Source organism: Saccharothrix sp. NRRL B-16314, assembly GCF_000716595.1.
Classification (GTDB): Bacteria; Actinomycetota; Actinomycetes; order Mycobacteriales; family Pseudonocardiaceae; genus Actinosynnema.
Map to the genome: position 1 here is coordinate 1 of NZ_JNXC01000236.1, position 310 is coordinate 310.

Here is a 310-nt window from a genome sequence, read left to right on the forward strand (position 1 = left end):
AGATCACGCTCACCTCGTGCGGGACCTGCACCAAGTACCCCGGCCCGATCTTCTCGCAGGGCAAGAAGATCAAGGCCTGCACCGGTCCTGCCTCGAAGTACCCGAAGGCGACCCTGTGGCTGCCCGCGGGCGACTACCACTTCCTCCAGAAGCGGGCGTCGACCGGTACGTCCACGGCCGGTGACACCAAGTCGAGCAAGGCGAAGATCGAACCGGGCTACAGCTACACCAACTGCCTGTACGTGACGTCCGGGTACTGAGCCCTGGTGGCCGGCCCGCCCCGGCGGGCCGGTCAGCGGCGGCGCAGCAC

1 protein-coding gene is annotated in these 310 nt (G+C 67.7%); it reads left to right on the forward strand.

Features of this window, described 5'->3' with window-relative positions:
* Positions 1-260: hypothetical protein (locus tag OQ02_RS45480; protein ID WP_033443864.1), on the forward strand; the 260-nt coding region annotated here is incomplete at its 5' end.
* Between the last annotated feature and the right edge of the window lie 50 nt (positions 261-310).